17 protein-coding genes are annotated in these 23,140 nt (G+C 57.1%); 9 read left to right on the top strand and 8 right to left on the bottom strand.

The features are described 5' to 3' along the window. The first annotated feature begins 16 nt into the window (after nucleotides 1–16). A complete protein-coding gene (locus ACI7MX_RS19365) occupies nucleotides 17–2,803 on the top strand; it encodes a response regulator (protein ID WP_405590711.1) in 2,787 nt (928 codons plus the stop codon). A 77-nt stretch (nucleotides 2,804–2,880) separates the two neighbouring features. Then, on the top strand, nucleotides 2,881–3,477 hold the full coding sequence (locus ACI7MX_RS19360; protein ID WP_314490131.1) for a MarC family protein: 597 nt from the start codon (nucleotides 2,881–2,883) through the stop codon (nucleotides 3,475–3,477). Nucleotides 3,478–3,571: 94 nt separating this feature from the next. Here the strand turns inward: ACI7MX_RS19360 and ACI7MX_RS19355 are convergent, their stop codons facing one another. The 8 genes from ACI7MX_RS19355 to ACI7MX_RS19320 form a co-directional block, all read right to left on the bottom strand. Continuing rightward, nucleotides 3,572–4,183 (bottom strand): hypothetical protein, encoded by a 612-nt coding sequence (locus ACI7MX_RS19355; RefSeq protein WP_405590708.1) that lies wholly within the window; start codon nucleotides 4,181–4,183, stop codon nucleotides 3,572–3,574. 26 nt (nucleotides 4,184–4,209) lie between these two features. Next, nucleotides 4,210–4,941 carry a hypothetical protein gene (locus ACI7MX_RS19350; RefSeq protein WP_314490135.1) on the bottom strand — a complete coding sequence of 244 codons (732 nt, stop codon included), beginning with the start codon at nucleotides 4,939–4,941 and terminating at the stop codon, nucleotides 4,210–4,212. 24 nt (nucleotides 4,942–4,965) lie between these two features. Then, on the bottom strand, nucleotides 4,966–5,760 hold the full coding sequence (locus ACI7MX_RS19345) for a hypothetical protein (RefSeq protein ID WP_405590705.1): 795 nt from the start codon (nucleotides 5,758–5,760) through the stop codon (nucleotides 4,966–4,968). 410 nt (nucleotides 5,761–6,170) lie between these two features. Then, nucleotides 6,171–7,847 carry a precorrin-3B C(17)-methyltransferase gene (cobJ, locus tag ACI7MX_RS19340; protein ID WP_405590702.1) on the bottom strand — a complete coding sequence of 559 codons (1,677 nt, stop codon included), beginning with the start codon at nucleotides 7,845–7,847 and terminating at the stop codon, nucleotides 6,171–6,173. Next, nucleotides 7,844–8,578, bottom strand: coding sequence for a precorrin-2 C(20)-methyltransferase (locus ACI7MX_RS19335; RefSeq protein ID WP_314490141.1), 735 nt, complete (start codon nucleotides 8,576–8,578; stop codon nucleotides 7,844–7,846). The genes cobJ and ACI7MX_RS19335 overlap by 4 nt, the downstream gene beginning before the upstream one ends. After that, complete coding sequence (locus tag ACI7MX_RS19330) at nucleotides 8,575–9,201, bottom strand: precorrin-8X methylmutase (RefSeq protein ID WP_314490143.1); 627 nt, start codon at nucleotides 9,199–9,201, stop codon at nucleotides 8,575–8,577. The genes ACI7MX_RS19335 and ACI7MX_RS19330 overlap by 4 nt, the downstream gene beginning before the upstream one ends. Further along, complete coding sequence (cobG, locus tag ACI7MX_RS19325) at nucleotides 9,194–10,504, bottom strand: precorrin-3B synthase (RefSeq protein ID WP_405590859.1); 1,311 nt, start codon at nucleotides 10,502–10,504, stop codon at nucleotides 9,194–9,196. The genes ACI7MX_RS19330 and cobG overlap by 8 nt, the downstream gene beginning before the upstream one ends. Nucleotides 10,505–10,731: 227 nt before the next feature. Beyond that, nucleotides 10,732–15,987 carry a dermonecrotic toxin domain-containing protein gene (locus ACI7MX_RS19320; RefSeq protein ID WP_405590698.1) on the bottom strand — a complete coding sequence of 1,752 codons (5,256 nt, stop codon included), beginning with the start codon at nucleotides 15,985–15,987 and terminating at the stop codon, nucleotides 10,732–10,734. Nucleotides 15,988–16,180: 193 nt separating this feature from the next. Here ACI7MX_RS19320 and cbiE point away from each other — a divergent pair, with 193 nt between their 5' ends. The 7 genes from cbiE (at nucleotide 16,181) to ACI7MX_RS19285 (ending at nucleotide 22,855) form a co-directional block, all read left to right on the top strand. Beyond that, a complete protein-coding gene (cbiE, locus tag ACI7MX_RS19315) occupies nucleotides 16,181–17,392 on the top strand; it encodes a precorrin-6y C5,15-methyltransferase (decarboxylating) subunit CbiE (protein ID WP_405590695.1) in 1,212 nt (403 codons plus the stop codon). Next, the gene (locus ACI7MX_RS19310) at nucleotides 17,385–18,482 is read left to right on the top strand and encodes a cobalt-precorrin-5B (C(1))-methyltransferase (RefSeq protein WP_405590692.1); all 1,098 of its coding nucleotides are present in this window, start codon (nucleotides 17,385–17,387) and stop codon (nucleotides 18,480–18,482) included. Before cbiE ends, ACI7MX_RS19310 begins: the two co-directional genes overlap by 8 nt. After that, a complete protein-coding gene (locus tag ACI7MX_RS19305; RefSeq protein ID WP_405590689.1) occupies nucleotides 18,479–19,198 on the top strand; it encodes a cobalt-precorrin-6A reductase in 720 nt (239 codons plus the stop codon). Before ACI7MX_RS19310 ends, ACI7MX_RS19305 begins: the two co-directional genes overlap by 4 nt. Nucleotides 19,199–19,320: 122 nt before the next feature. Next, nucleotides 19,321–19,722, top strand: a complete 402-nt coding sequence (locus tag ACI7MX_RS19300; protein WP_405590686.1) for a DUF2946 domain-containing protein — start codon at nucleotides 19,321–19,323, stop codon at nucleotides 19,720–19,722. A gap of 49 nt (nucleotides 19,723–19,771) precedes the next feature. Continuing rightward, a complete protein-coding gene (locus ACI7MX_RS19295; protein WP_405590683.1) occupies nucleotides 19,772–20,266 on the top strand; it encodes a copper chaperone PCu(A)C in 495 nt (164 codons plus the stop codon). A gap of 20 nt (nucleotides 20,267–20,286) precedes the next feature. Beyond that, nucleotides 20,287–20,688: a DUF2946 domain-containing protein gene (locus tag ACI7MX_RS19290; RefSeq protein ID WP_314490155.1), complete on the top strand. Its 402-nt coding sequence runs from the start codon at nucleotides 20,287–20,289 to the stop codon at nucleotides 20,686–20,688. An 88-nt stretch (nucleotides 20,689–20,776) separates the two neighbouring features. After that, nucleotides 20,777–22,855, top strand: a complete 2,079-nt coding sequence (locus ACI7MX_RS19285; protein WP_405590679.1) for a TonB-dependent copper receptor — start codon at nucleotides 20,777–20,779, stop codon at nucleotides 22,853–22,855. Nucleotides 22,856–23,140 lie beyond the last annotated feature (285 nt).

Below are 23,140 nucleotides of genomic sequence, written 5' to 3'. Positions count from 1 at the left end.
ACGAAGGGATTTCACCGTGCGCTGGCTAAGGATCGCCATAGGTTTAATCGTCAGTCTTCTGACTATTTTGCTCTGCTTAATGCCCCTGCAGGCTGCACAAGCCAGTAATTGGGCAGTCTTCTCGGACCCGGCGGGCGATCTGCAGCTGAGCGACGTTCGCTCAACACGCTTTGCCAACCAGTTCAGCCCTATTGAGCTCGAAAACCTCACGGCCGCCAAGCCTGGCGAGGCCCTATGGCTGAGGTTCAAACTCCAGCCCGACAAGCACGAACAAGTCCTGAGTGTGTTTGCACCTGATCTTTCCCATCTCGACCTGTACGTTCTGGATGATCAGAAGATAATCAGCCAGATTAATACCGGCAACACGTTGCCCTTGTCCGCAAAACCGCTATCCAGCAGCGATTACCTGCTGCCTTTGCCGCAAAGTACCAAACCTCTGGATATATACCTGCGTTTGATCTCTGACCACCAACTGCGTCCGCATATAACGCTCAATACCGCTGTCGAGCTTGCGGCCAATCAGGGCATGTCCCTGATCTACGGAATGCTGCTTGGCTGCGTAGCCATGCTGGTGCTGCATAATCTCATTCGCTTTGCGTTCAGCCGCTCAATGTGCAGCCTGTGGCTCGCCCTTTGTGAAGCCTTGCTGCTGATCAGCAGCACCTTGTTTTTGAATGTGCTGGGGCCCTGGATTCCTGAATGGCTCGGCACCCAACCCTCTGGCGCTTACCTGGCTCTGATCCTGACTGCGCCTTGCGGGCTGATGTACACCTATAGCTTTTTCTCGCCAAAAGGCCCACATGCGCTAAACAAACTGTTGCTGTTGGACATTTTGATCGTCAGCCTCGGGTCCCTGCTTTTACTGTTCATCGACAGCCTGCCCTTGAACATTGTGACCTACAGCATGATTGCGCTGACCAGCTTGAGCATTCTGCTGGTATCGGCTTATCACTGGCATCAGGGATACCGCCCTGCGCGCCTGTTCGTAGTCGCCATGGTCATCTTCAACATTGGCACCCTGTTGATTCTGCCCGCCTTGCTGGGCCTGACATTGATTGCCCCGCAGGAACTGATTCTGGTGCTGCTGGTGATTGTTTGTATCAGTGGCCTGTTAATGAGCATCGCGCTAAGCGAACGCAATCACACCATCGCCGAAGATCAATTCAGCATTAGCCGCGACTTGGCCGCCAGTAATGCTGAAGTGAACGCCAAGGCCGAGTTTCTGGCCAAAATCAGCCACGAAATACGTACCCCCATGAACGGTGTGCTCGGAATGACCGAACTCCTGTTGGGGACCCCCCTGTCCGTTAAACAGCGCGACTATGTACAAACCATCCATAGTGCGGGCAACGAGCTCCTCACCCTGATCAACGAAATCCTCGACATTTCAAAACTGGAATCCGGGCAAATCGAATTGGACGATGTGCAGTTCGACCTCAACGCCCTCATCGAAGACTGCTTGAGTATTTTCCGCACTAAAGCAGAACAGCAGAACATCGAGCTCATCAGTTTCATCCAGCCCCAAGTGCCTCGGGTCATTAGCGGTGACCCCACACGCTTGCGTCAGACCCTGCTCAGTTTGCTCGAAAGCGCCCTGAAGAAGACCGAGGATGGCGAAATTCTGATCGTCGTCGCTCTGGAGGAGCGCTCCGGGCCGCCTCGACTGCGCATCTCGATACAGGACTCAGGCCAACCGATTGATGAGCAGGAACGTGAAGCCCTGTTGAACGCTGAATTGCACAGCAAGAACTTCTTGGCCGCTACTCGTCTTGGCGGCCACTTGGGGCTGGTCATTGCCCGTCAGCTAATCATGCTGATGGGAGGCGAATTCGGCATTAAGACCGGGCAGAACAAAGGCACCAATCTGTGGCTGACGTTGCCGTTAGACCCACAGCACCTGGAGCATCCGACTTCTGATTTGGACAGTCCGCTCAAGGGTGCCCGAGTACTGGTGGTAGACGACAACGACACCTGCCGTAAAGTGCTGGTACAGCAATGCACGGCATGGGGTCTGAATGTTAACGCGGCCGCATCGGGCAAAGAGGCATTGGCCTTATTACGCACCAAAGCCCACCTGCGGGATTACTTTGACATTGTGCTGCTGGATCAGAACATGCCTGGCATGACCGGTATGCAACTGGCAGCCAAGATCAAGGAAGACCCGAGCCTCAATCACGATATCTTGCTGATCATGCTGACAGGTATCAGCAATGCACCCAGCAAGATCATTGCGCGCAATTGCGGCATCAAACGCATTCTGGCCAAGCCTGTGGCGGGTTACACGCTAAAGACCACCCTTGCCGATGAGTTGACTCAACGCAACAAGGGCAATTCGGCTGCACAAACCGTAACCAATAGCCCGGCCGCACCTGTTACCGTCCCTGATGACTTCCGGATATTAGTGGCCGAAGACAACAGTATTTCCACCAAGGTCATTCGCGGCATGTTGGGCAAGTTAAACCTGCAACCCGATACCGCCAGCAATGGTGAAGAAGCCCTGAAGGCCATGAAAGCACAACGATATGATCTAGTTTTGATGGACTGTGAAATGCCCGTGCTGGATGGTTTTTCGGCCACTGAGCAAATGCGTGCCTGGGAAGTCAGCCATCAGCGGGTGCGCACCCCTGTGGTCGCGCTGACGGCTCACATTCTGGCCGAACATAAGGAACGCGCTCGTCAGGCAGGCATGGATGGGCACATGTCCAAACCGGTAGAGCTGTCGCAACTGCGTGAGCTGGTCGAGTATTGGGTGGCCCAACGCGCGAAGCGTCAACCCCAGGATTCGCCTTCCCGGGGACTGTAGTGAGCCTGTCATCAGGCCGACAGAGTGCGTTTGGCCTGATAGACTTTCGTCGCCTTCCTTCAATGTGAGCTCAAACCATGCTCCATGTGTTGTTCAGTGTGTACTTGAAGATGCTCGTGCTTTACAGCCCGTTCTTCGTGCTTTCATGTTTTATCAGCCTGACCAGAGGCTACTCGCGTAAAGAGCGTCGGCATCTGGCATGGAAAGTAGCGCTGGCAACGTTAGTCTCCAGCGTCTTGCTCTATCTGTTCGGGCGCGTCATTTTCAACGTATTTGGCATCACCGTAGACGCCTTCCGCATTGGCGCTGGCAGTGTGTTGTTCATTTCAGCGCTGGGCATGGCTCAAGGTAAATCGGCGGTACAAACCGACAACGTCAATCAAGATGTCACCATCGTCCCGCTGACGATCCCGCTGACCGTCGGCCCTGGGACTATTGGTGCACTACTGGTGATGGGCATTAGCCAGCCACACTGGGACGACAAACTGATAGCGATTGTCAGCATTGCCCTCGCTAGCCTGACGGTGGGTGTGGTGCTTTACCTGTCCAACCGAATTGAGCGCATTCTGGGCGAGCAAGGCTTACAAATTGTCAGCCGCTTGATGGGCCTGTTTGTCTGCGCCCTGGCCGCACAAATTATTTTTACCGGGATCAGGGGGTATATGGTGCCTTGACTCGCGCCTTGCTGTGTCGAGTTGGCACACCGCGCGCGCAGGGCTTTTAGCCATAAACCAATGGCCCTTGCGGGCCATTGTTGAAACTGTCCATTTAAATGTCGATAACGCTGACCATGTGTACAGCCGCCTGACGCACCGCCTCGCGTACCTGCGCGCGATGCCTCGCATAGATCGTGCTGCTAAACACAAAAGCTCCGCCTTTAGCGTTCAAGTACACGTCGTGAGTGCGTCCTCTAGACCGCATCCTCTGGCAGCTCAGTGCTAAACCGCAAACAAACACGATTATTTGCCCTTCTTGAGTCGTCTCACAAGGCACGCATTGATAGTGACGCGTCTGCGCGCTCTCTACAGGATGACGAAGATAGCTCAGCGCGTCCTGCCTGATGGGCATTGCATCAAACACTTCCCCCAGTGACTGTGCGAGGCGTTGAGTGCTCTGCACGCCTGAAACTTCAACGGCATATTCGTCGACCTGACGAATATCGAGAACCAGTAGGGGCCGGTCAACAATATAAGATTGCAGGTTAAACCCAAGGGTCAGCAACGTACTTTGATAGTGCGTAAGCCACGCGAATCCTTCAGCCCCCCCGCTATTGGCAAGTAACTCGGCATAGAGCAGACAGTCCTGGATGTCTTGTTTATCTTCGAGCAAAAGGCCTGCCTCAAATGAGACCCGCGTCGCCCCCACTTTTATTACGTCCATGTGATATTCCACTCTTTAAACGTTATCTAATTCCCATACACCGAGGGTGAAGAGGGCGAACTCCACGGCATGACCAAGTTAGTCCGTTTCAGCGTGAGCTTGTCGTTTAGGGTGTCCCGCAGTAGGCCGAACACCTGCTCATTGAGGCTATAGGTGTAACCCTGCACCTCTACGCTGCTGTCAGGCGCAGTCAGCACACTCTGGTTGAGGAAGTCCTCTGTCAGCTCTGTGTGCGTTGCAAAGCGCAACATCAAGGTATGCAATCGCAGGCCTGAGTCGATCAGCGCCAACTTGATACACACCACCGACTCATCAACACCCGAGCCATCGGGTGTTGAATCCTGCACCGGCTGAACACGACGTACAACATGCTCACGCCATACCTTACGGGCCTGGTCTGTGGGTGAAGTGAGCTGAAGAGTTGAAGCCATATTTGAAAACGCTACGCCAATCCGGAATTCAAATAATCGGGCACTTTCATTCATCAACACATTGACGACATCCAACGTCTGAGCCCCCTGCTGCTCGCTGTACGGTTGATGGAGTGTCGTCCATGACAAATCTGCCATTACGGACTGATAAGCGCCCTCTCGCTCGGCGTATTGAGACGCTAAGGGAAACTTGAACCGGGCACTTAATTGAGCCAACAACAACGAACTGACAACGTCTTCTTGGCGCTGCAACGAAATCGCCACATCGGGTATCGATGTCATTATTATTCCGGCATTCACACTCATGGTTCCAGGAGCAATAGCCATGCATGAGTTCCTTGAAAGGCCGAATTAAATTTCGATTTTTTCGATACGCTTCTTGGTTGTGAGTGCCAACTTTTCGCGGATGGTCTGGCGAATGTCTTCATACACTTTTTGGTTGAGCGTGGTGTTGCTGGCCCCTGCATATAAATCGACACTGTTGTGACTCCACTCCCAAAAGAGAACCTTGGTCACGCGTTTGGGCGAAGTAAAGTGAAAGGACGACTTGATCATTAACACTTCGCCATCTGCTGTACCAATACACGGCAAGATTTGGAAATCGCCACTCTCGCTGCCCCCCGCCTCGTTTTCAAACAAGGCCAGTGCTTTAGGGGTTTTTTGCAACGCCTTGAAGACCACTGTGACAATATCAAGCAACGCTTTATTGACCCCGATAACACCGGAAATAATATCCAGCGCCACTTGATCCATGGTGAACTTCTGTTTTAACCCAGTGACCTTCTTCAAGGACTCATTGGTCGTTATCCATCCACACAAAGCCAGTACGTCACTGTGAAAGTCAAACCGCTCTTGTCGGTAAAGCTTTTTATCCGCAAAGGCCTTGTCCGTTGCCATTTGCGCAAATAACACGCAATCCTGCACGTCCTGCTTCTGCTGAGGGGTCAGGCCACCCACAAAGGAAAGCACGCTATTACCGGTTACCAGTGCGCTTTCACCTGTCCCGCTTATAAGCGTGTCAGCTGTACTTCTCAACGGCTGAATCCGCCATTGCGTACTGGAGGAGACATCGGACAGTTCCAGACTTTCGATTGCCGCCATTCTTGCTTCATTACTGAGGTCAGTGCCGGTCATTTCAACAGCCATATTAAAACTCCAAAGTTTACGGATTAATATCAGTATCCACCGCCACCCGCCGAGGGCGACTTACAGAAACACTAGATAATCAGACCGCTAACTTCCACCGCTCTTTTGAACACACGACCACCACATACAGTTACAGTTAATATTTAATCACCGAACACTGCACTCGTACTTTTTAAAAAAACGGTTACTTATCAATCCTGCACTGGCAAGCTCATACCGCATCTAAAATAAAAGCAAATGTATATATAGGACATGAACGCGGATTCACGGCAAACTTTACACCGCAACCCCACTAAAAAAATTACATTTCTAAATGCCGGGAAGATTTATCTGACGAAGTTCCAATAAGGATGCCGCGAACAATGGCTACAGGAGCAGCAAAAGGCCCCATTGCGGGGCCCTTCTTTCAATCAGGGTTTTTCACCGTACCAACGCGGCGTGTAAACCCAGTCTCGGCCATCGGCACGCGGGAAGGTGCACGTCGTCGATGAGCCAATCAATACCATCGTGCGCATATCGACCTGGTCCGGTGTCAATGCGCCGAGGGTCGTAATACGCAGTGTCTGGCCTGGACGACCAATATCTCGACCCAATACCACCGGCGTAGACGGCGTGCGATGACGCGCGACGATTTCCAGAGCAACCCCCAGTTGCCAAGGGCGCGAGCGGGAGATCGGGTTGTAAAACGCTAACGCCAGATCCGCTGCTGCAGCCAGATCCAGGCGTTTTTCGATGATGCTCCAGGGCTTCAGGTTGTCGGAAAGCGACATGACACAAAAGTCATGCCCCAACGGCGCACCTGCCTGGGCCGCCGTCGCCAGCGAAGCTGAGACGCCCGGCAGCATGTGCAGATCGACACTGTGCCATTGCGGGTTGTCGGATTCGTGCAAGGCTTCGAGCACGGCGGCCGCCATCGCGAAAACCCCCGGATCGCCCGACGAGACGACCACCACTGAGCGACCCTGCGCGGCGAGTTCGAAGGCATGTCGCGCCCGCTGCATCTCTTCGCGGTTGTCCGTGCAATGCATCACCTGATCATCGCGAAACGGCCCGGCCATTCGCACATAGGTCTCGTAGCCGAGGATGTCATTGGCGGTGATCAGTTCGGCCTTGACTGCTGGCACCATCAGTTCGGCGGCTCCTGGCCCCAGCCCAATCACGGCCAAACGGCCACGCGCGCGGCCAATCTGTAAGACGTCTACCGGCGCGGGCGCAATACCGATTGCAAGGTGTTCGCTCTGCTCCTGCCAGACCAGAGGTTGGAGGCACTCGGGCTGTTCATCGGTACGAACAAAACGTAATGGCACACCCAACTCGCCCGCCGCTTCGTGCAACTGCGGGCTGGCCGTCAGCGTTTCGGCGGCAATAACACACGCCAACGACTGCCCCGCCAGAGTGGCTTGATGCAAGGCTTCACGAATCACCTGTGCCCCGACGGCTTGCGTGACCTTCACCACAACCGAACGCGGATAGATCATCAGCTCATGGGCAGCGGGTTGTCGTGCCACATGGCCGACATGAATGGTCAAACGCGCCTGCGGGCTTTCAGGCAACTGCGCCTGATCCAGCCAGGGAGCATCACCTTCAATGCGGACCGACTCACCGGCCAGCAGGTCTGAAACAAAACGCTTGCCCACTTCCACGTCGCCAAGGGCATAACCGCTGGGAGGATTAAGCAAACAGGTGCCAAAACGCAACTCACCGCTGGTGGTGATCGCTGGCGAAACGCCCAGTGTTGCGCCAATTTCGCGAGCCAGGTCATTGACCCCGCCCAGGCCACCGAGCAACGGCACCACTGCGCTAGCGTCCTCGGCCACCGCCAGAACGGGCGGTTCGACGCCCTTTTCCAGCAGTAAAGGCGCCAGTGTCCGGATCACAATGCCGGCCGCGCATAAAGCAATGATCGGCGTGTCTTGCTGATACAACTGACGCAACGTGGCACCAAAATCGCTGTACGTTCTGTCAGCTCCCTCAACACGGTGTTCAAGCCCATAGATCAACGCGTCGGGATAACGCTGTTGAATCCGCTGCGCGGTGATCAGGCTGCCATTGCCCAGAATGACAATGGCCAGCGCTGCACGGCTCATCCTTGCCACCGTTCGCCGGGCACGATAATCAGCGAGAAATAGGGCGACGACATGGGTTCAACCTCGTTGAACGGGACGATTTTCTGATTGCTCATGGTGGCACGTTCCACATACAGCGCGCGCTCGGCCAGACCCAACTCGGTCAGCACCTCACGCACTTTGTGAAAGTTGCGGCCCAATTTCATGATCACGGCGGCGTCCGCATCGGCCAGACGGCGCTTGAGCTCATCGTGTGGCAAAACCCCCGAAAGTACCGACAGGCTCTGATTGCGGTAGACCAGGGGCACACCCAGCACTGAAGCGCCGCCCAGCATAGAGCACACGCCGGGCACTACCTGCGCTTCAAAGCGCTGCGCCAGACGGTCATGCAGGTACATGTAAGAGCCGTAAAAGAAGGGATCACCTTCACAAATCACTGCCACATCGCGCCCGGCGAGCAGGTGCGTCGCCACCTCCTCAGCCGCCTGATCGTAAAAATCGCTAATGATTTGTTCGTACGACAGCGGTTCGGGCAGCACTTCTGTGGTCACCGGATACACCAGTGGCATCAAGTGTTGGGCGTCTTGCAGATGCGCTTCGATGATGCCGAAAGCGTTACCTTTTTTGCCTTTGGCAACGAAGTACGCCACCACGGGGGATTCTCGCAGCAGGCGCAAGGCTTTCACGGTAATCAGTTCCGGGTCGCCCGGGCCGACGCCCAAGCCAATCAAACGTCCTGGCGGGGTCATCATTCGATCTCCGTGGCCAAGGCATTGACGGCGGCCGCGGCCATGGCGCTGCCGCCACGACGGCCTTGCATGATCACAAACGGCACACCACGGCTATCTGCCGCCAGCATCGCCTTGGACTCGGCAGCCCCGACAAAACCCACCGGGAACCCCAGAATCAAGGCCGGCTTCGGCGCCCCGGCATCGATCATTTCCAGCAGGTAGAACAAGGCCGTTGGCGCATTGCCAATCACCACGACACTGCCTTCCAGATACGGACGCCACAGCTCAAGTGCCACTGCCGAGCGGGTATTGCCCTTCTCCAGCGCCAACGCCGGCACGCCTTCCTCGCGCAAGGTACAGATCACCGGGTTATTAGCCGGCAAGCGTGTGCGGGTGACACCTTCACTCACCATCCGCGCATCGCACAAAATGGCAGCACCTGCCGCCAGCGCATCACGCCCTGCCTTGCCTGCGCCCGGCGAAAAGCGCAGGTCTTCTATTGCGTCCACCATGCCGCACGCGTGAATCACTCGCACCGCAAGTTTTTCAAGGTCGGCCGGAATGCTCTGAAGGTTCGCTTCGGCACGAATAATGGCGAACGAGTTGCGATAGATCTCTTGACCATCGCGGATGTAATCAATCATCGGTGTTGCTCCGTTGGCGGGCCTCAAGCCAGGCGCCCGCCGCTTCAATAGTAAGGTTGCGCTCACGCAGAATGCCGAAACCGGACTGTTCTGGGGTGCTTGAATAAAGGTCGTAATGACCGGGCGCTACGGCCAGCAATGTGACCGGGGCCACATGGGCTGCGGCGCAAGAACGCGGGCAGCCGGTCAGATGAACACCGAGGGGGTGCGACAACAGGGTCGCGAGCTGGCGTGCATCCTGTTTGGTGTCCGCCATGCCTTTGGCACAGGCGCTGGAGCCCGTGCAGGCGATCAAATGTGCCAACGGGTCTTGGGCATCACAGAGCCAACCCAAGGTCTGCAAGTGGCGCGTTACCGCAGGCGCATTCTCAGCCCGTATGTTTGGCAACAACACACTTTGCCACGGGGTAAAACGCAAGGTGCCATCGCCGTCATCGCAGGCGATCTGCGCAAGCCCCCTGAGCATCGCTGCGCTCAACCGCCCCAAAGGGGCAACTGCAACGACAGAGGTCAGGCCCGCCTCACGCTGTGGATAGGTTCCCATAGGCAGCGCCAGTGGGTTGGCAGGGCGACGCCATCGTGGGACGGGCGTAATCGATACGCTCAGACGCAGTGCCAGCTGTTCGACAAACGTCTCAACGGGCACGGTTTGGAGGAGATGGCGCATGCGAATGTGTTCGGGACGCGCCAGGTCGAGAAACAGCAGCACCACCGTCAGGGCCAGCTCATGCCCCTGCTCAATGGGCACAGCCCCTAATGCCGGGCCGCGCGCTGGCGACCCCGCGAGGCCAAAAGCCCACAGCAATCGACCATCATGTTGTATGGCAGACAGCCACAGATCGTGATGATGCTCGAGCATTGCCAACGCTTCCCCGCCATCCAGTTGCAACGCGAACTTGGCCGACAACTCGCTAAAACGCGGAGTGCCTTCAAGGCTGGCAAGCAACTCACGGGCAAGCGGCCACGTATCGACCAATTGGTCGCAGTCAATACCGGCAGAGGGGCTGAGCATCAAGTTACGCACATCGTCACTGGCTGCGTTGGCCGGGCCAAGTCCGGCAGCCAGCAAGGGCGCGACCATTGCCGCATGCTCAGCAGCGGCGCCCTGGATGCCGCGAATTTGCAGGTTACTCCGGTTGGTCGCCTCGATCACACCGCTGCCATAACGCAGCGCTGCGTCCGCCACCGCGTGCGCCTGTGCCGCTGTCATTGAGCCACCTGCCAGCTTGACCCGACATATCCCGCCGTCCATGGCCTGCACGATGCGCAGTAACCCCGGGCAAGCCGAGGGGCGCACGGGCATCGTGACAGGCGTTTCAGGTGGCAAGGTCAAAAGTCGATCCAAGGCAGGCAATGAGCTATTGCAGGTGGCGCATTATGCCTGCTTTGGGCAGCGGCATGAAAAGCTTGCCGGACGGAATGACACCGTCCAGGGTCTGGTAACGTTTCATTGCAAGCCCCGCCGCGGGGTCACATTTGGCCAAGCACAGCGCAGAGCGCAGGGCGGCTGCAATGAAACGGGAACAGACCCTAGGGAGTCAACTGCGGCAATACCGGCTGGTTACGCCCCAACTGCAATATCAGCATGACCAGGGTATCGGCATTGGTCAGCATCAGTTCAACGCGTTTGGCCGGGTTATCGGTAAAGACTGTTCGAGCCTCTTCAAGGGTGTTCACGCCAGCAATTTCTTTCACTTTGGCTTTGGCGGGACCACTGGGCAGGTCAGCCCAAAGCAGCGTATCCGGGTCTAGCTCCTGAAACAGGTTTTCTCTGGGTACACGGGGCGAATGGCATCGCTGAACAGTTTCTGTCAGGAATTTAAGGTAGCGGCCAAAAGGCTGACGTGTGTCCATTAAATCGAGATACGGGAAGCCCGGGTTCAGGTAATGAATATCTTCGGACTTCAATACCTGATGGGTCATTTCGTGCAGTAAAAAAGAGGCCCGTAGTTGCCGGTTGACTGGAAAAGCAGGACTTGTTGGGTGCATGTAAGGATGACTGACCGCGTAGTCACGATCAAACAGGGTATTGAAAAAAATATCGGTCAGATAAATGCGCTTTGCCCTATCCCAACGATTGATAAAAGCCGCTGCCTGCGAGCTGAATCGAGAGCGGCATATCACATATTTACTTGAGGTCACGGGTGATAAATCGGGGTGCAGAAACCGCGCCAGCAGCGCATCCAACTGCGCTTTCAACATGCTGCGCATGACGGCGTCTAGCTGTTCAACATTGAAAAAAGTGTTCAACAGCTCCCGGTTTTGCTGACTCTTCGCGCCCGGTTCATCGAGTGCGTGCAGTGCCTGAGTCGCTCGTTCCAGGTAGCCGGTCGCCCATGCGTGAGCCTCACGGATCATCAGCGCTTTTTCCGGAAAACGTCGCTCAATGCTGTTCATTCCAATGGCTTTGATTTCATAGGTCAGGCTATTCGACACCAACGTTGTATAAGAACCGATGGCAGAGTGAACAGGGCCGCCGCCCAAAAGGGGTTCGTTAATATCCACTTGCCACTGCTGACGGTCGTCAAGCCTGATCAATGGCCCGTCACGGTGTTCATCCAGAAAAATTCGCCAGCGATTGCGCCACGCTTGAATCCGAAACACCTGCGCACCCAACTGCACATATTTCAATCCCGTGCGGCTATCGCTGTACATCCGGGTTTCAGGATCATGAGCCAGATCCACCAACGAGACATCATTGGCCTGAAACGGTGCCAATGCGCCTTGATGCTCTTGAAGCTGAAGCTCGGCTAGCGGATGGGTGACAGAAGAGGATGTACTTGCCAACCCATTTTCATTTACCCGATACCTGTCCTGATGGGGGGTGGCCAGTATCAAGAGTGCCATTGAGAACTGCCATACCGACTCTACCCAATGGCCCTTTTTCGCAGCCGTTAGCCCTTCGCTCACCAGCCCCAGACTCTGCCATACCACGAACGGTATGCTCAGTTTTCCGGGCATAAACATGATGGCGGTGTTAGCTAACAACGACAGTAAATACTTGAAAGACTCCCAGTCGGACTCTGCTGTCGTTTTCGACTGTAACGCTGCCATCTCCAGCAACAGTTGATAGTTGTCTTTGTACAGCGCAAGAAACAGGTTTCCCCGTATGGGGCGGCTGGTTAATGCCACCGGCACAGGGGTTTGAAACACGTCCAGCAGCGTGGAGTCGACGTAACGCGGCAAATGCGGTTCGACAAAGCCACCGTTAGCGTAAGTTTTACGTTCGAACTCGGGCAGTCGCTGCAATACCAGCGCCTGCAAGGCTTCATTGGTATACAAGTCTGCCAACAACTGAGCTTCGCTCGGGTATTCCTTCAACGAGAAACGTTCGTTGTACATGACCCAAAGCAGCTGCGGCCCCACTTCGCGCTCCCCAGGTCCGATGATATAAATGCCCGTGGCCAGATCGGGATCGCGGCCAGCGTCGGCGACCAATTCCAACGGCCGGATAATGATTGAAACGCCATTGACCGGGTCGCGGGCCAAACCATCCGGTCGATCAAGGAGGTGTTCGAGATATCCAAAGGCCGTCGCAGTCAGAGAGCCTTCGAGCTTTTCTCTGAGCCCTTGTTCCCGCAGTTGCAGGGTCACCTGCTCGGTAAACTGCCGCTGACGCGCCTCGACGCCTTCTTTGCCCGGAGCCAGATGCGTCGTCAGAAGCAACCGGTAGTTGCGACCAATATCAAGTTTTCTGACCAGCGCCCGTATATAACGGGCGTCCAGTGCCACCGGTAGCGCCGTGTTAGTCGTTGGGCGTACAAATATCGCCCCCCCCTCCAGGCGGTAAAAACCGTTCAACGCAAAGTGTGTGAGCGTCTGAACTTCACGAGACGTGGCCGCCGGTAAAAACGACGGTGTATTACCTAACGCCACAGGGGCTGCCACATAGGTGTCGATCACCACTTCAATCGCATCGGGCTGCAGTTTATACAGCGGAAAATCGGTCGCTAGACGAGCTAACAGCTGAGTCCGGGCATAGTCGGTAATGTCCGCAATACCGTGCAGATAAGAACCTTTGTCCTGTACTGCCATTTGATAGCGTTGCAACAGATTGGCATAGGTGAGCTGGTCTGCCCGGGAGGCGCTTTTTAGCCAGTCTGGCAACGCGTTCTCAAACTGCTGGGTGTCCGATTTTTCTCGCTGGCGTGCGAAGTCGATTCCCGCATGCCGCTCCACCAGCACACTACGGACGCTGTTCTCAAAGCCTGCCGCAGACACGTTGATGGCACGCGCTTGCGCGCAGACGTAGTCAACGTCAAGCAGCACTGTGTTGATGGCCTCGGTCTGGCACTGGTAGACAAAATCCTGCTCGAACCGATCAAAATAAAGCCATTGGTTTTGCCCGGCCACCGCCCAATCATGACGGGCATCCAGATAGGCAGACACAAGGGCTTGATGCTCGCAACTGACATTGGCCAGCAAATCCCAGCGCAAGGCGCTGCTCAAGAGTCGCGCTTCAAGCTGTGCCGTGCAGTCGTCGAGTGACACGAAACTTTCAAAACCCGATACGGGTGTCCAGAGAATCACTCGTCCGGCATTGGCCGACTCAAGCCCGCCGCGTTGCGTCATCAACACACAATGATTAACCCTCACGGCACTCAATGAGGGGCTCAGCGCCAGGAACACGCCGTAGACGTCTGGAATAAAGTGATTGATGGCCGGGCGTCGGTTGTTTTGCGGGTAGGTCAGTACCGTGGTGATGACGGCTTTGTCGTTGGCATCAAGGTGGTTACCGCGAAAAGGCAAACGCATGTCAGCGCGTAGCATGACCTGCCTGAGCGTCGTCAGGTGATTGACCAACGACTCATCGGGCCGTACCGATTCTTCGCCAAAAAAAAATACCGAAACGTGCTGTTTGAAACCCGAAATGAAGTCCACTGCCAGTTGCTCAAGTAGCGTCAGCAGCTTTGTTCCGCCCAGTGTTTTGAGGGGTTTTATCTCATCGCTGAGGGCAGATTTGAACCCCGTTTCAATCAACGCCGGGTTATAGGCCAGCGGTTTGGAGGTCGTCACCCGCTCCAGCAATGCATCGACCAGCGTCAATGTGCGGGTGGGCTCACGGTCGATGGAGCGCTCATCCGTGTTGAAAATCTGTACTCGCATCTGCGCCACATTGAAAAAGCGCTGCCCGTCTTGATTCAAAGCATTCGACAATTGATTGTGGGCATAGCTGCGAGGAGTGGGCCATCGCAGCAACAGGGCGTCGCGTTGCGCTTCAACGCTGAGTAACTTCAAGCTCAACAAGTCGCTCAAGCCATGGGTATCAAGACTCAGGGGCAAGCCATTGCTGCCGGGCACAAATCGACTGTCCCATCGCCCTCGACTGTTGAGTGACAGCAAACCATGGTCGATCAGCTCACGTACATCGAGTGCATGGTCAAGCGCTGCCAGCACCTCACTGCGCGACAGGTATTGCTGATACATGTAACCAAAGTCGCGGGCCTGTTTGAGGCGTATGTCCTGCACACACTGATCAAAAATATCACCTTGCACAGCCTCAATGCTGAGCCGTGGTTCGGGCATGCCAGCCAACAACGCACGCTGATCCAGAGCGGCATGGCGTGCAATGAATTCAAAGGTGGCGGGATCTCTTAATGCGGTCAGTACATAGTCTTTTAGATGCGCACGGGACATTATTTTTTTCAACCCGATCGGGGCGCCAAACAAAAACACCTCAGCGTCCTGCCCCGGAAAATAAATGCACACCAAGGCGCACAGCCGCACCTCGCCCGCGTCCGGCTCAAACACCTGCAGTCGAACGGCCTGCACTTGACTGGAGGTGCTCGTTGCAGAGACCAGCCGCTGTAGATGGGTGAACTGTTCTGCGCACAGATCGCCCTCAAAACGGGCTTGCACCATGGCCTGAAAAAAGAGGTCGCTTAATCGCCCGACACAATAGTCGTGCGGGCTAAAACCCGGCGGTTGTGCATTGCGCCAAAAATCCGCAAAAGCCTCATTCATCCGGGCGGGAAACTGCCCTGTTGCGGCACTTAACACACGGGTGAAGCGGTCTCGAACCGCCTCGTCATTGTCTTGCTCCTGCCGAATGAACGGGCCATAAAACGTATGCTGATAGTCGGGAGGCAACTGACCTTTAACGATAAATTCGAGTGCAAGGCTACTCAAGCTGGTGACGTTATGAGTCGCTTCAGGTGCGTTTGCTGCGGGCTTATAACTGCGGACCCGTATGTTGTGCGCATCCAGTGCTTGCCCCTCGAATGCCTGCGCAAGTTCAATCTTCAATTGAGCATCAAGGCGAGAGCGCAGCGTGGGCACTGCCAAAATACTGGCCAACGTTGCTTCTTGGCTTTGCAACAGAAAGTGATGGATGAGCCGACTGCTTTCAATCAATGGCGAGGATGAAAAGCGTTGAGTCATCAAGACAAGTTCACCGGCTACAACCAACGCAGGGCGATCTGTCACGGCTACAAAATGCAGCCATTCGACACGACTGAACGGGTCATCCAGCTGCTGTTCAAGGAAATGACGTAAAGCCTCTTCGTCATCAAAACGCTCAAAACGCCCCCAAGCAGTGAATAAAAAAGCCTGAGGCCCGGAGGGTTTGCGAAGGATAAAAGCACCGATCAACAGTATCGGGCGAGACCCGTGACGCGATACGAGCAAGGCGTAGGCCGATTGCCCTGGGTCTTCGCCAATCGCTGTTTTTAACCAGACTGTTTCCTGAACAGTAATGGCACCTGATAACTCAGCAGCCGACAAACGGCTCAGGTAAGTGTCGCGTTGGGACTGCGCCGCATAAAAGGGCTGTGCAATAGCGTTCATAAGTCGTTCCTGACGTGAGACAGGACCCCGCGTCGGGTCCCGGCAAATGACCACGAAACTACTGCACCGTCTGCCGTTTAAGGGGCTACATAGTTATGACTGGCCTGCGCAGGTACTCGCAGCACGCTATCATGCCCGCTGTTTTTGCCTGTCAGCGCGGGCGAATGAGTTTACGTTCAGCACGAGGAATGGCATGTCGCCCTGGCTAACAGTTGTAGGAATCGGTGAAGACGGTTTCAGCGGTTTGAGTAAAAACGCTCGTCGGGCGCTACTGAACGCGACGACGGTGTTTGGCGGCCCGCGCCAGCTCGATCTGTTGGCGCCCTGCATCCGCGCCGACCGCCTGACCTGGCCCAGCCCCTTTTCGCTGGCCCCCGTTCTGGCGTTACGCGGCCAACCGGTCTGCGTATTGGCCAGCGGTGACCCGATGCTGTTCGGCGTGGGCGCCAGTTTGGCCCGCGTCGTGGCCCAAGATGAGATGCATGTCTTACCTTCCCCGTCGTCCTTTTCCTTGGCCGCTGCGCGACTGGGCTGGGCCTTGCAGGAGGTCACCACGCTGTCTGTGGTGGCGCGGCCGATAGCAGCACTCAATGCACATATGCACAACGGCGTACGCCTGCTGGTGTTGAGCAATGACGCCAGCAGCCCGGCCAGCATCGCGGCTCTGCTGCGTGAGCGCGGCTTTGGCCCCAGCTGCATGACGGTGCTGGAACATTTGGGGGGTACGGCCGAGCGGCGCCTCGATACCAGCGCCAACGACTGGGACGACTTCTCAATAGCCGACCTCAACCTCGTGGCCATCGACTGTCGCGCTGACGCCACGGCCCACCCCTTGTCGCGCATCGGCGGCCTGCCAGACAGTGCGTTCCGCCACGACGGCCAATTGACCAAGCGTGATGTGCGCGCCATCACCCTCGCTCGCCTCGCCCCTTTGCCCGGCCAACTGTTGTGGGACGTCGGCGCAGGTTCGGGCTCAATCGGTATCGAGTGGATGCGCACGTTCCCTAGCTGCCGCACGCTGGCCATTGAAGCGGACCCTGGCCGTCAGCAACTGATCGAGCACAATCGCGATGCCTTGGGCGTACCCGGCCTGCACTTGATTCGCGGTAAAGCGCCTGAAGCCTTGCAAGGACTGGAACGTCCGGATGCGATTTTTATCGGCGGCGGTGTGACCCGCGAAGGGGTACTCGAGACGTGCTGGCAACAACTCAAGCCTGGCGGGCGACTGGTGGCGAATGCTGTGACCCTGCAAAGTGAAATGCTGCTGATGAGCTGGCGCGAGCGCCATGGCGGCGAGCTGACGCGGGTGCATATCGCTCAGGCTCAGCCGTTGGGCGAGTTCGACACCTGGCGTCAGGCGTTGCCGATTACCCTTTTAGACGTGACCAAGCCCCTCGATGCGTGAAGAAACCGCTGAACAACCCGCGCCCCTTCGCAGCGGCCTGACCACTGGCAGCTGCGCCACGGCCACCAGCCTGGCCGCGGCGCGCCTGCTACTCAGTGGTGTGTGCCATGACGCCGTTGAAATCACGCTGCCCAAAGGCAAAACAGTCCAGATGCGCCTGGAGTTCTGCCGCCTGCACGCAGCCGGTGCCGAGGCCGGGACAATCAAGGACGCGGGCGACGACCCGGATGTCACCCACGGTGCATTGCTCTTTTCTCATGTGCAGTTGCGCCCGGAACCCGGCATCGGTTTTATCGCGGGCCAAGGCGTGGGCACAGTCACACGGCCGGGGCTGGTGCTGGCCGTGGGCGAGCCGGCGATCAATCCGGTGCCACGTAAAATGATCACGCAACACTTGCTGCAACTGGCCGAAGAACACCATTACTCCGGGGGATTTGAGGTCACGGTCAATGTGCAGGACGGTGAAGCACTGGCCTTGAAAACCATGAACCCGCGCCTGGGTATTTTGGGCGGACTGTCGATTCTGGGCACCAGTGGCATCGTTCGGCCTTTTTCCTGCGCGGCGTATATCGCCTCGATCCATCAGGGCATCGACGTCGCCAAGACCAACGGGTATTTGCATATCGCCGCCTGCACCGGCAATGCCAGTGAGGACACAATGCGCCGGGTCTACAACCTGCCGGAAATTGCCCTGATCGAAATGGGCGACTTCGTCGGCGCAGTGCTCAAGCACCTGCGCAAAGTGCCTGTGGATAAGTTAAGCCTCTGTGGCGGTTTCGGCAAAATCAGCAAACTGGCCGCTGGCCATATGGATTTGCACAGCCGCCATTCCAGCATCGACTTGCCACAATTGGCCGAATGGGCAGCCGCCCTTGGCGCACGTGCAGAGCTGCAAGACGCCATCCGCCAGGCCAACACCAGCCAGCAGGCCTTGGCGATGGCCAGTGCACAAGGCATCGCACTGGGCGATACTGTGTGCCAACACGCGCTGGATTTCGCCCGCAGCGTGGTGCCCGCCTCAGTGCAGGTGGAAGTCTTTGCCATCGACCGCCAAGGCGGGATTGTCGGCCATGCCGGAGTGTTTGAATGAAGCGGATTTTATTGCTCGGCGGCGTCACCGAAGCGCTGGCCATCGCCCGCACCTTGGGCCCGGAGCATGTGTACAGCCTGGCCGGGGTGGGCCGTGTGCCGACCGATCTGCACTGTGAAGTGCGGGTTGGCGGGTATGGCGGGGCCGAAGGTTTGGCGCAGTACATTCAGGAGCAAGGCATTGATCTGCTGGTGGACGCGACCCACCCCTACGCCGCGCAAATCAGCCAGAACGCCGAACGGGCGGCGCAACTCAGCGCTATCCCGTGCTGGGCGTTACGCCGTCCGGCCTGGCAGCCCCAAGCCGGCGATGACTGGCGAGAAGTGGCCGACTGGGCTGAACTGGTCGAGGCCCTGAAACCCTTTCAGCGCCCCCTGTTTACACTGGGCCGGGAGCCGCTGGCACACGTCCATGAGATTCCCGAGAGCCAGTTCTGGACCCTTCGCGCATTGGACGTCTACCCCGGCAATGCCCGCTGTGAGGTGATAGGCGCCCGTGGCCCCTTTGTGCTTGACGACGAACGCCGCCTCTTTGCAGACCGCAACATCGATGTATTGATCAGTAAAAACAGCGGCAGCAGCGCCACCGAACCCAAACTGCAAGTGGCCCGTGAGCGAGGCATTCCGGTACTGGTGCTTAAACGTCCTGAGCTGCCCAAGGTGGCCCGGGAGTTTTATACGCCACACGCGTTGATCAACGCACTGAGCAGCCGATAGGCGTGCTGGACACTACCACCCGCTATACTTGCGCGACATTTCGCCACACATTTGGGCTTTTTACTTACATCGACCATTCAGGCTAAATAGCGCCCTTGATCGCTCCACTCACGGAATTCGTCATGCCTCGACAACGGTTTGCATTTGCCTGGATCGCCTGCTTTGCAGTGCTGTTCAACATGCTCGCCATGTCGATGATGAACGGCTCGATGGCGCAAACCCGTGAAGGCCCCGTCGAACAATTTTTGATGAGCAGCTTCTGCACATCAATGGGCACCAAAATGGTCGCCGTGTCGCTCGGGACTTTCGAGGCCAGCGACACGCAAGAGGATCATCACTCGACCATGCAGCACTGCTGGTGCTGTTCAGGCTCGGCGCCTGTGGTGGCGTTGCCGGCACATGTGCCCACGCTGTATTTTGCGGCCATAGAGCATGGCCATAGCCAGATCCCTGATCACCTCAAACGCCCTACCCCGCGCCAGCAATGGCCAAGTCTCAATCCCCGTGCTTCTCCTCTGGTCTGATTCCTCCTCGCAACCTTTTCTGCGCTTTGAATCGTTCCGGAGAATGACCATGTTGAACCTCTCGATGTTCAAGCACGCTGCTCTCGTAGCGGCTTTGCTGATGCCTGCCTGTTTCGCCAATGCTCATCAATACAAGGCTGGCGACCTGGAGATCGCCCACCCGTGGTCTCAAGAGCTACCGCCCAACGCGCCAACGGTGGCTGCGTATTTCGTGATTCGTAATACCGGCAACACGGCAGACCGTCTGCTTGGCGTCGATACGCCCATTGCCGAAAAAGCCGAGTTGCATCAGCACGTCATGCAGGGCGACCTGATGAAGATGCAACCGGTACCGAGCGTTGAATTGGCACCTGGCGCCGCCGTCACATTTGCCCCAATGGCCTACCACGTGATGCTGGTCGGCCTCAAAGACCGCAGCCTGCTCAAAGACGGTGAACGCTTCCCGATGACCCTGCACTTTGAAAAAGCAGGCGACATAAGCGTTGAGGTTAAGGTGCAGAAGCAACCGCCCGCCAACACCTCGGAACACGCCCACACGCACTGACCGCACAGCGTTTGACGCAGATGCGCTCCCATCGCGCCAGGCACACCCCGCCAGCCCTTCGTGGCCGTTGGTTAGGTCTGTTTGCCATGTTGATGATCTTTATCGGCCCGCTGATTTCCCAAGCGGTGCCGATGAACCATCACGCGTCCATGAAGATGGACATGCCGATGGGCATGACCCTGCCTGCGCATCACGAGCATGCAGGGCCTCAACAGCCAGCGTCTGAACATCATGCCCTTTGGGAAAAGTGCGGCTATTGCACGTTGCTGTTCAGTTGCCCGGCCCTGCCCGGCACCCCAAACCTGTCGCTGCACACTGCACCCAAACTGAGCCGCTACCTGGCGGCCAATCCACGCTTGGGTCATGCCCGACAACCTGTGTTTCTCGGCGCGCGTTCCCGGGCGCCTCCTGCATTGCACTAAGCACCGACACAACTAACGCTCTCTGACCCATTGGCAGATATCTGCCGATGCAGGGTCGAGTTGTATTCGCTTGAAAAGTGGAATGTTTATGTCCCGTTTTACTGCTGCCCACCGTTTGCCTCGCGCGCAATCGGTGCTGCCTTTTACCTTGAGCGCCCTCTGCTGCGGGCTGCTGGCGCCGGTTGCCCTGGCTGAAGAACACGCAGGCCATGCCAATGAACTGAGCCCGACCGTCATTACGGCCATTGCCCCCAGCTCCCCGCTGACCATCGTCACTAACCCCAAAGACCCGCGCCAACCGGTGCCCGCAAGCGATGGCGGTGACTACTTGAAGACCATCCCCGGCTTCGCCCTGATCCGTAATGGCGGCACCAATGGCGACCCGGTGTTGCGCGGCATGTTTGGCTCGCGCCTCAATATCCTCACCAATGGCGGCATGATGCTCGGCGCCTGCCCGGGCCGTATGGACGCTCCCACGTCTTATATTTCGCCGGAAACCTACGACAAACTCACCGTCATCAAAGGCCCGCAAACCGTGCTGTGGGGCCCCGGAGCATCGGCCGGCACCATCCTGTTCGAGCGGGAACCGGAGCACTTTGGCGAGTTGGGCAGCCGGGTCAATGCCAGTCTGCTGGCGGGCTCCAATGGCCGCTTTGACAAGACCCTCGATGCTGCCGCCGGAGGACCGTTGGGCTATGTGCGGGTGATTGGCAACACGGCCCACTCCAACGACTACAAGGACGGTCACGGCCACACTGTGCCGTCGCGGTATGACAAATGGAACGGTGATGTCGCACTCGGCTGGACGCCGGATGCTGACACCCTGCTGGAACTTACCGCGGGCAAGGGCGATGGCGAAGCGCGCTCAGCGGGTCGTGGCATGGATGGCAGCCAGTACAAGCGTGAAAGCTTGGGCCTGCGCTTTGAAAAATCCAATATGGGCGACGTTCTCGACACGATCGAAGCGCAGGTCTACTACAACTACGCTGACCATGTGATGGACAACTACACCCTGCGCACCCCGTCGGGCACCGGCATGATGGCGGGGCCTATGGCCAGCAACGTAGATCGCCGCACGCTGGGTGCCCGCATCAAGGCCACCTGGCGCTGGGCCGATTACCAGTTGATCAGCGGGATTGATGCCCAGACCAATGAGCACCGAAAACGCTCAGGCATGGGCATCGACACGTACAAGGAGCAGAACTGGAGCAAGGACGCCGACTTCCACAATTACGGTGCCTTTGGCGAATTGACCTGGTACGCCGCCGACCGTGACCGCGTGATCACGGGGGCACGACTGGACCGTGCTGCGGCCAAGGATTACCGCGCCCGTATCGGCTCGGGGATGATGAGCAAACCCAACCCGACCCTCGACAAAACCCGTGCCGACACCCTGCCCAGTGGCTTTGTGCGATACGAGCACGACATGGCCGACAGCCCGACCACGGTGTATGCCGGTTTGGGTCATACCGAGCGTTTCCCGGATTACTGGGAGTTGTTTTCACCGACGTCGGGGCCTGCGGGTTCGGTCAATGCATTCGATGCAATCAAGCCTGAGAAAACCACCCAGCTGGACATGGGCCTGCAATACAAAACCCGCGACCTGGAAGCTTGGGCATCGGCCTACATCGGCGTAGTCCATGACTACATATTGTTCGACTATGCCCCCGGTTATTCTCAAGCGCAGAACATCAACGCGCGGATAATGGGCGGTGAGTTCGGTGCGGCCTACGCCCTGACCTCCCACTGGAAGGCAGACACAACGCTGGCTTATGCGTGGGGCAAGAACACCACGGACGGTAAAGCACTGCCGCAAATGCCCCCGTTGGACACCCGCCTGGGCCTCACCTACAGCGAAGACAACTGGAGTGCGGGCGCGCTGTGGCGCGTAGTCGCGCAACAGAACCGGATCGACCGTAACGCGGGCAACGTGGTGGGTAAGGACTTCGACAAGAGCGCAGGTTTTGGCGTTTTTTCGTTAAACGGGGCTTACCGCATCACCAAGAACCTCAAGGTCAGTGCCGGAGTGGACAACCTGCTGGACAAGAATTACAGCGAGCATTTGAACATGGCGGGCAACGCCGGTTACGGCTACCCGGCCAACGACCCGACGCCCATCAACGAACCGGGCCGTACGTTATGGACCAAGGTTGATGTGAGCTTCTGATCCACCGCTTGCCCTCACCCCAACCCTCTCCCGGAGGGAGAGGGAGCTGATTGGCGATGGTCTTCCGCGCCCGATCAGCCTCCTCTCCCTTTGTGGGAAGGAGCTGATTGGCGCTGTTCTTCAGACCACGCACGGTCAGTCCCCTCTCCCTTTGTGGAAAGGAGCTGATTGGCGCTGTTCTTCAGACCGCGCACGGTCAGTCCCCTCTCCCTTTGTGGGAAGGAGCTGATTGGCGCTGTTCTTCAGACCGCGCACGGTCAGTCCCCTCTCCCTTTGTGGGAAGGA

Origin of the sequence: Pseudomonas sp. 2024-210, assembly GCF_045062345.1 — a bacterium.
Taxonomy (GTDB): Bacteria; Pseudomonadota; Gammaproteobacteria; order Pseudomonadales; family Pseudomonadaceae; genus Aquipseudomonas.
The sequence above is the reverse complement of the archived record's forward strand: the minus strand, read 5'-3'. Positions and strand labels throughout refer to the sequence as shown.